Source organism: Bradyrhizobium sp., assembly GCF_049691595.1.
Lineage (GTDB): Bacteria > Pseudomonadota > Alphaproteobacteria > Rhizobiales > Xanthobacteraceae > Bradyrhizobium.
This window is the reverse complement of record NZ_JBAVNZ010000076.1, coordinates 1-1741: the sequence shown is the minus strand read 5'-3', so window position 1 is coordinate 1741 and position 1741 is coordinate 1. Positions and strand designations below refer to the sequence as shown.

General features: G+C 65.8%; 2 protein-coding genes. Both read right to left on the bottom strand.

The window, feature by feature from the left end; translation table 11 throughout:
* Positions 1 to 222: 222 nt before the first annotated feature.
* Complete coding sequence (locus WCE35_RS03755) at positions 223 to 708, bottom strand: MmcB family DNA repair protein (RefSeq protein WP_424591999.1); 486 nt, start codon at positions 706 to 708, stop codon at positions 223 to 225.
* A 91-nt stretch (positions 709 to 799) separates the two neighbouring features.
* Positions 800 to 1615 carry an RMD1 family protein gene (locus WCE35_RS03750; protein ID WP_424591998.1) on the bottom strand — a complete coding sequence of 272 codons (816 nt, stop codon included), beginning with the start codon at positions 1613 to 1615 and terminating at the stop codon, positions 800 to 802.
* Between the last annotated feature and the right edge of the window lie 126 nt (positions 1616 to 1741).

The window sequence follows — 1741 nt, the reverse complement described above, 5'->3', positions numbered from 1 at the left end:
AAGGCGAGAGCCGACGTTTCCAGCACGCCGATCCGCCAGACCTTGCTGGCTTGCTGCGCAGCGGCAGCGAACGACCACGTCATCGCGCCGGTGACTACCTTTATGAAATCGCGGCGCCTCATGTCAGTTCTCCGAGCCTCAAGATCATCCCGGCGAAATACAAATTTCGGAAGACCGGTTCGCGCTTTGCGCTCACGCGGCCGTTCGGGTCCGGATCACGCGCTAGAACTCCCCATGCCCCTGCGGATCGACCCACCGGTTGATCCGCTGCGCCGCGGCGATCGCGAACCGCACCGTCATCTGCTTGCGGGTCGCGGCCGGCAGGCGATGCTCCGGCGCCTCGCAATGCAGATGCGCGCCATAGGCGTCGGCAACGATCAGGCCGGTATCAGCCGGGAAAATCTCGCAGGGCAGATCCCGGGTGAAGGCGAAGAACAGCCGGTCGCAATGCATCCGGTAGTCCTGCCATTTCTGGTCGGCGCGCAAATCCTCCACCGACGATTTGATCTCGACGATCCAGATCTCGCCGCGCTCGTTCAGCGCCACCAGATCGGCGCGCCGGCCGGACGGCAGCGGCAATTCGCTGATGCAGGAAAATCCCAGCGATCGCAGCAGCCGCGCGGTGCCGCGCGCGATCGCCCGCGCGGTCTCGGACTGGCGGCGGTCCGTCGCGGGCTCGGGCGCGATCTGGCGGGCGGGCGATTCCATCGGGGAGAGCCTATACGATTTTTTCGCGCCGCGCGCCGACGATCACGCCCTCCTTGCCGCGCGGATCGAGCACGGGGAAATCGCCCCGGGTTCAGCCGTGCCGGGAGATGGCGAGCTGATACACGGTGATCAACACCTCGAACAGGATCAGGAACACGATGATCAGTTCGAGCCGCAGCGAGCGCCTGGTATCGATGATGTCCGTCAATACCTGGGCGGTCTCCGCGATCACGGCGAGCTTGCGGTTCAGCGATTCCGCACGCTCCTTGAGCTCGTATTCGTCCTCCAGCCGAGCGTAGAGCCGCTCGAGCTGCGGCTTGTCCCAGAGGATGTCGGGCTTCTCGGACACCTCGACGGGCCCCGACACCCGGTGCCGCACCGAGAGCGCATTGCCGATCTGCTTCAAGATCGCGCCGCGGCCGCCGCGCATCCGCCCGCTCTGCGCAAGCTCGCGTGCGAACGGTTCGGTCATGTCGAACACGCTCGCCACCTCGCGCTCGTGCCGGGCCAGAACCACGCTCTTGGCGAGCGCCTCGCCGATCAGGATCAGCCGTTCCGGCGCGAGGCTTTGCAGGCAGATCGGACCGCCCGGCGGGATCTGTTCCTCCCGGTCCGGGGCCAGCTCGATGGTGGCAATTTCCTCGTCCCGCCGCGCGAACGGTCGCGTCAGGCGCGATTGCAGGCTGCCGAGGAATTCCTCCTCTTCCAGCGCATTGAGGCCGATCAGAACGACGACGCCGTAACGAAACAGGATCGCCGTGCCGTTGGCATTGACGCGAAACGCCAGCGGCGTCGTTGCCAGCACGTCGCCGCGCTCGAGCCCCGACGTATTGAGGCGATCGCTGACAAAGAAGGCACGGGCCGTTGTCCGGTCCCCGCCCAACGGCGATTTGGAAGCCTGGTTCATGAAAACCCCAGCCGAAATCGAGGCGTGAACGCGATCGGCCGATGCGATTCCCGGCTCCGCGCACTAGATATCCGATCCGGACGCGACCCTACCACAGCGTTACGTGATCACACATCGGCTCCCGCC